The organism is Myroides injenensis M09-0166 (assembly GCF_000246945.1).
In the GTDB taxonomy this organism is placed as follows: domain Bacteria; phylum Bacteroidota; class Bacteroidia; order Flavobacteriales; family Flavobacteriaceae; genus Flavobacterium; species Flavobacterium injenense.
Genome location: NZ_BAEX01000006.1, coordinates 59,491 through 66,782 on the forward strand (window position 1 = coordinate 59,491; position 7,292 = coordinate 66,782).

Here is a 7,292-nt window from a genome sequence, read left to right on the forward strand (position 1 = left end):
TTTAAATTAGTGAGGTACCCGACCTCGGTTTTAAAATTTTTGCAAATATACACCTTTTTCATTGATACCTGTTTTTTTATGAAAAAAATAATAGGCTGATTTATAGGAGTATATTGTTAGTATTATGTTTTTTTATAAGCTAGGTATTCTTATTGGGGTCGTCTTGACTTTTGTAAAATAACGAAAGGGTATTGAAATCTTAGAAAACTAAAGAGTCAAGATGCCTTTACCTTATTATTAATCTTCCAATTTATTTCAGTCATTTTAATTTTAAACTTTTTAAAAATTAATCATTTAATTATTCAAAGATCTTTTTAAATAGAAGTGCCTAAAATGATTCTTGGAACAAATAATTGATTCCTTATCTGCCTTTAATACTCTTTAATTCTATAGACAGTATGATTTTTTCAACAATGCTTCAACAGTTCTTCAAGATTCCTTCAACAAACAGCCTTCTATATAGAGCAATCATGAGGAATTGTTGAAGCACTGTTGAAGGATTTCGTACGAGTGCTTATGAATACTAGCTTTAACAAGCATACCAATTTTGACTCAATAGAGTGTTTTTTGATGTAATGCGCTGTAATTTAACTAGATATGTTTTTTAGGGTTTAAAAAAAATGGGGTGGTTTTTTTGCTCGGATTATTAAAGTGTTTGCACAAAATCTCATAGCGTATTGATAGGTAAAGGTGCTACGTTAGATAGATTTTGTCCTTATTATCTAGTTGAATTATATGGAATTTCATGGCTTTTATCTTTGTAGGTCTAAAGAAGTTTTATAAAATTTAATAGTCAAGATGACTTCATTAAATCTTTCGTGAATCGGTATCACTATAGAGCTTTTTAATACTGCTTGAACCATTTATTAACAGTTCCTCATAAATTGTGGTGTGTTTAAGAATTGTAAAGGAACCTAGTGTTTTTATTTCGGTAAAATTTGTCTAATTATTGCTTAAGTTCTGTATGAAATGAAAGATGATGAGTTAACTAAAAAGTTAAAATTATATTAAAAAATATCTTTTTTAGTCCGTCAAAATACTTTACTTTTGCATTTGATGTTATTATAGAAGTAATGTGTCAGTTATGAAAAAGATTTTAGGATTATTGCTTTTGGTATTTGCATTTGTTTCTTGTGAAAATGAAACAGATACAAATTCTCCAGGTATGCAAGCTATGGCAAATAATGAAGAATTTACTGCTGGTTTTAAATATGAAGTTTGGAGACCCGATCGTATTGATGCTTTTGTAGCGAATGAAAGTGTGTTGTATTTGATTGGTCAAACAGATTCAACTGCATTTACAATAAGAGTTCCGTACCGTTTAGAGCAAGGTAAAACCACTATGATTGAATTAGGTGATGTAATTGAAGAAACAACCGAAGAAGGTGACTTAGTTAAATCTGGTGTAAAAAGCAGCAATAATGATGAGGCTTATGCTATTTATACGGTAAGAGATAATGTTGATAAAACAATTCTTGCTACTTATAAAACGAATGACATTTCAAATAGAGGTGTTGTTGTGTTAGATAAAATGGAAGATCAGATTCCTGGAACAATTAGTGGAACGTTTTACGTTAATTTGAAAAAATTTCCTGGGAAAGATAAATTAACGACAGAACAACAAATTAAGTATGATAAAGTTCTGCGCGATGTGAAGTCTTTCCAAGACGGATATTTCTTTAGAATTCCAATGGAAACTGCAAAATAGAGTTAGACATTTAATAGTATACAGAAGACTGTGTTTTTAGTAACACAGTCTTTTTTTTGTACCTTTGTTATTCCTATAAAAACGCCTTTTTAGGCTTAAACTTCTTATTTTCAAACATGTATTTAATATTCGATACTGAAACTACAGGACTTCCTAAAAGCTGGTCTGCACCACTTACAGATACAGACAATTGGCCACGATGTGTACAAATAGCTTGGCAATTACACGATGAGATGGGTAACTTGATAGAACATCAGGATTACTTAGTAAAGCCAGAAGGATTTAACATCCCTTACGATTCAGAGCGAATTCATGGGATTTCTACTGAGTTAGCGGAAGAAGAAGGGATTACTTTAAAAGAAGTTTTAGCAAAGTTTAATATTGCTTTGTCTAAGACGAAGTTTATAGTAGGTCAAAATCTTGGTTTTGACTTAAATATTATGGGGTGTGAGTTTTACCGTATGGGAGTAGATAGTATAATGGCTAGTTTGCCAGTACTAGATACTTGTACAGAGGTAACAGCTGAGTTATTAAAAATACCTGGTGGACGTGGAGGAAAATTTAAGTTACCAACTTTAACTGAGTTGCATACTTATTTATTTGGTGTACCTTTTTCTGAAGCTCATAACGCTACTGCCGACGTTGAGGCTACTACACGTTGTTTTCTTGAATTGATTAAGAGAGGTGTCTTTTCGAAGGAAGAATTGCAGTGTGATGACACTTATTTACAGCGATATAGAGAAGTAAATTCACAACCATTTGGGTTGGCTGGATTAAAACATGTCAACTTAAAAAAGGCGTCTGATGAAATACGTAAGCGATTAGCTAAGGAGCAAGGAGGAACTACTGAAAAAATTACTTCTGAGGATAAGAATAAATTAGAGGAAGCAAGATTTGCTCATTTGCATGTACATACTCAGTTTTCTATACTGCAATCAACTATAAGTATTCCTAATTTAGTGAAAAAAGCAGCAGAGTTTAATTTGTCTGCTGTTGCTATGACAGACCATGGAAATATGATGGGAGCTTTCCATTTTGTGAAGGCTGTAAGTGATCATAATAAAGCAATAGAAGCTAAAAATAAAGAAAGAGTTGAGAATGGGGAAGAGGCTTTACCAGTTCTTACACCTATTGTTGGTTGCGAGTTCTTTATATGTGAAGATCATACTGATAAGAAGAAAAAAGACAATGGCTATCAAGTAGTACTTTTAGCTAAGAATAAAAAGGGCTATCACAATTTGGCGAAGATGGCATCAATCGCTTATACAGACGGATTTTATTATGTACCGCGTATAGATAAGAATGTCGTTAAGCAATATAAAGAGGATGTGATGGTTTTAACAGGAAACCTTTATGGAGAAGTACCTGGTAAAATATTAAACCTTGGAGAACGACAAGCAGAAGAAGCATTGATGTGGTGGAAAGAGGAATTTGGCGAGGATCTTTATATTGAGATTATGCGACATGGTCAAGAGGATGAGAATCGTGTCAACCAAGTTTTAGTTGAGCTTTCACGTAAACACGATATTAAGCTTATTGCTACTAATAATTCTTATTATCTAGAGAAAAAGGATGCGAATGCTCATGATATTTTATTGTGTGTAAAAGATGGAGAAAAACAATCAACTCCAATAGGTAAAGGAAGAGGTTATCGATATGGATTACCTAATCAAGAATACTATTTTAAATCAGAAGAGGAGATGAAAACGCTCTTCAAAGATTTACCTGATGCAATATATAATATACAAGAAATAGTCGATAAAGTTGAACCTTTCGTATTACATAGAGATGTGTTATTACCTAAGTTTGATATACCTGAAGAGTTTCAAGATCCAAGAGATTTAGAAGGAGATGGTAATGGTAAAAGAGGAGAGAATAACTTTCTAAGACATTTAACTTATGAAGGAGCTAAAAAACGCTACCCAGAGGTTACAGATGAGATAAAAGAGCGACTAGATTTTGAGCTTGCCACTATTGAGAGAACGGGATATCCCGGATATTTCTTAATTGTACAAGACTTTATTGCAGCTGCTAGAGAAATGGGAGTTTCTGTAGGACCTGGTCGTGGATCAGCAGCTGGATCAGCAGTGGCTTTTTGTTTAGGGATTACTAATTTAGACCCTATCGAATATGATTTGCTTTTTGAGCGTTTCTTAAATCCTGACCGTGTATCTATGCCCGATATTGATATTGACTTTGATGATGAAGGTCGTAGTCGTGTAATGGATTACGTGATTAATAAATACGGGGCTAATCAAGTAGCACAAATTATTACTTATGGTAAAATGGCTACAAAATCAGCTATTAGAGATACTGCTCGTGTATTAGATTTACCACTATTTGAGGCAGATCGAATTGCAAAGTTAATTCCTGGTATTATGCCTTCGAAATGGAATTTAGCACGCTTTTTATCTGAAGATGAAGCTGCGGTTAAAGCTGCACTGAGAAGCGAAGAGTTCGACAAGGTAAAAGAACTAATTGCTTTAGCACAAGAAGATTCACTTGCTGCAGAAACAATACAACAAGCAAAGATTCTTGAAGGATCCATGCGAAATACTGGTATTCACGCCTGTGGGGTAATTATTACGCCAGATGATATTACAAAGTTTGTACCTGTTACCCTTGCTAAAGACTCTGATTTATATGTAACCCAATTTGATAACTCTGTTGCAGAAAGTGCAGGGTTGTTAAAGATGGACTTTTTGGGGTTAAAGACATTAACCTTAATTAAGGATACTGTAAAACTTGTAAAGTATAGAACAGGAATTGATATTAATCCTGATGAGATTCCTATTGATGATGTCAAAACATATGAATTATTCCAGCGTGGAGAGACGGTAGGAGTATTCCAATATGAGTCTGTGGGGATGCAAAAATATATGAGGGAATTAAAGCCTACTGTATTTGCCGATTTAATTGCGATGAATGCTTTATATCGACCAGGACCATTGGAATATATACCTTCGTTTATTAGACGAAAAAATGGGGAAGAGCCTATTGTATATGATTTGGATGCTTGTGAAGAGTATTTACAAGAGACTTATGGAATTACTGTTTATCAAGAGCAGGTAATGCTTTTGTCTCAAAAGTTAGCTGGATTCACAAAGGGTGAAGCTGACGTTCTACGTAAGGCTATGGGGAAAAAGCAAAAAGATGTTTTGGATAAGATGAAGCCAAAATTTGTAGCCCAAGCTGCGGAAAAAGGTCATGATCCTGTAGTGCTTGAAAAGATATGGAAAGACTGGGAAGCATTTGCTTCCTATGCATTTAATAAATCGCACTCTACCTGTTATGCTTGGATTGCTTATCAGACAGCATATTTAAAAGCACATTACCCAGCAGAGTATATGGCTGCTGTATTATCTAATAATATGAACGATATTAAATCGGTTACTTTCTTTATGGAAGAATGTAAGCGAATGGGGTTACATGTATTAGGACCTGATGTAAATGAATCTTTTTATAAGTTCACGGTAAACGATGAATATGCAATTCGGTTTGGAATGGGAGCGATAAAAGGTGTAGGACAAGGGGCCGTAAATACTATTGTTGAAAATAGAAAAGATGGACGTTATAAATCTATATTTGATTTAGCAAAACGTATTGATTTAAGGGCTGCTAATAAGAAAGCTTTTGAAAACTTGGCTTTAGCAGGTGGGTTTGATGGATTTGGCGATACACACCGTGCACAATATTTCTGCATGGAAGGTAGTGATACAGTTCCATTCTTAGAGAAAGCGATTCGATATGGAGCAAAAAGTCAAGAGAATGATAATTCTTCTCAGTTTAGTTTGTTTGGAGAAAGTAGTGAGGTAGAAATTCCTGAACCTATAGTGCCTGCATGTGAAGAATGGACTACAATGGAAAAGTTAGCTAAAGAGAAAGAAGTTGTTGGGATTTACATATCTGGACATCCTTTAGATGATTTTAAATTTGAGATGAAGTATTTTTGCAATGTGCGTGTGGAAGAAATGGCTAATTTAGAACCACTGACTGGAAGAACGGTTACTTTTGGAGGTATGATTAGTGATGTGCAGTTTAGAACTTCCGCAAAAGGGAAGGATTGGGCGATGTTTACTATTGAAGGATATGATGAAGGTTTTGAATTTCGCATGTTCAATGAAGAGTTCTTAAAGTTTAGACATTTCTTGTTGCAGAACACTTTTGTACATGTGAAGGTTCAAATAAAGGAAGGATGGGTAAGAAAAGATACAGGAGAAAAGTCAGAGCCACGCATCCAATTTTTAGAGATGCGATTATTGCATGAAGTAATTCCTGCATTTGCTAAAAAATTAGTGGTAATGATGAATGTAAAAGAAATTAAGTCAGAAACAGTACACGCGATTAAAGATGTCTTTAGTAAATATAATGGCGATAAAAATGTAGCTTTTGAAATATTAGAGATTGAGAAGATCGTTGAACAGTTAGATATACCTTCATATTTAGGGAATGTAGCAGTTAATCTTGATGACGATGAATCTTCTGAAGATATAAATATAGATGAAATGGAGATTAGTACTCCACGTGAAGAGATGCGTATTGTTAATAAAATTGAGATGCCAAGTAAAAGTATACGTATCGATATCAATTCAGATTTATTAGAAGAGTTGGAGGCACTTCAGGTCAATTTTAAATTAAATTAATCATTTTTACTGATTGTAAAATAGATAAAATTAATACAAAGTAAATCAGTAATTATAAATTATTTATTAGATTTGTTTACATAACAAAAAAAGATAGAAAAAATGGCATTAGAAATAACAGATGCTACTTTTGAAGAAGTAGTATTGAAATCAGAGAAACCAGTTGTGGTTGATTTTTGGGCAGTATGGTGTGGACCTTGTAAAATGTTAGGGCCAGTAATCGAAGAATTAAGTAATGAGTACGAAGGTAAAGCAGTAGTTGGTAAAGTTGACGTAGATGCTAACCAAGAATTCGCTTCTAAATTTGGAATTCGTAATATCCCTACTGTACTAATTTTTAAAAATGGTGAAGTAGTAGGACGCCAAGTAGGTGTTGCTCCTAAAAAAACATATGAAGATGCAATAAATAGTTTGTTATAATAACTCTTTATTTATAGTTTAAAAAGAGTCTTGGAACTATCCAAGGCTCTTTTTTTGTGCTTATAATAGATTATTAAGTCAAATAATTTTTAAGGCAATTGTACTTTTGAGCATAAAATTATGTCTGTGAATTGTTTTATAGAGGTTGAAAATACTGTTTAAATGCTATGTCTAGCTATGAATAAAGAAGCTTTGGAGCTTTAAATTTTAGTATTTTGATACAGTCAAATAATTTTGGTAAAAAAAAGATGAAAAAAGTTTTAATTTTATCTGTTTGATTATCAGTTTTATCAATAAAAACGCGTAAAAAAGTTTTGTTTTTTTCTTGATAGGATTTGGAAGTAATGAAAATGGTTGTATATTTGCACCGCATTACAGCAATAACGACGAAGGTTTGGTAGTTCAGTTGGTTAGAATACATGCCTGTCACGCATGGGGTCGCGGGTTCGAGTCCCGTCCAGACCGCAAAAGAGAGATAAGCATCTCTAATAAAAAAGAGATGCTTGTTGATCTAAAGCGAT

At 33.4% G+C, this 7,292-nt stretch carries 3 protein-coding genes and 1 tRNA gene; all 4 read left to right on the forward strand.

Going from position 1 to position 7,292, the window contains the following annotated elements:
• Positions 1–1,084 precede the first annotated feature (1,084 nt).
• The 4 genes from RH98_RS02085 to RH98_RS02105 all read left to right on the forward strand — a co-directional run bounded on the left by RH98_RS02085 (position 1,085) and on the right by RH98_RS02105 (position 7,236).
• Positions 1,085–1,708, forward strand: coding sequence for a DUF6252 domain-containing protein (locus tag RH98_RS02085; RefSeq protein ID WP_010249978.1), 624 nt, complete (start codon positions 1,085–1,087; stop codon positions 1,706–1,708).
• A gap of 116 nt (positions 1,709–1,824) precedes the next feature.
• The gene (dnaE, locus tag RH98_RS02090; protein WP_010249980.1) at positions 1,825–6,351 is read left to right on the forward strand and encodes a DNA polymerase III subunit alpha; all 4,527 of its coding nucleotides are present in this window, start codon (positions 1,825–1,827) and stop codon (positions 6,349–6,351) included.
• Between the two features lie 102 nt (positions 6,352–6,453).
• Positions 6,454–6,771, forward strand: a complete 318-nt coding sequence (trxA, locus tag RH98_RS02095) for a thioredoxin (RefSeq protein ID WP_010249982.1) — start codon at positions 6,454–6,456, stop codon at positions 6,769–6,771.
• 391 nt (positions 6,772–7,162) lie between these two features.
• Positions 7,163–7,236 (forward strand) — tRNA-Asp (locus RH98_RS02105).
• Positions 7,237–7,292: the final 56 nt, after the last annotated feature.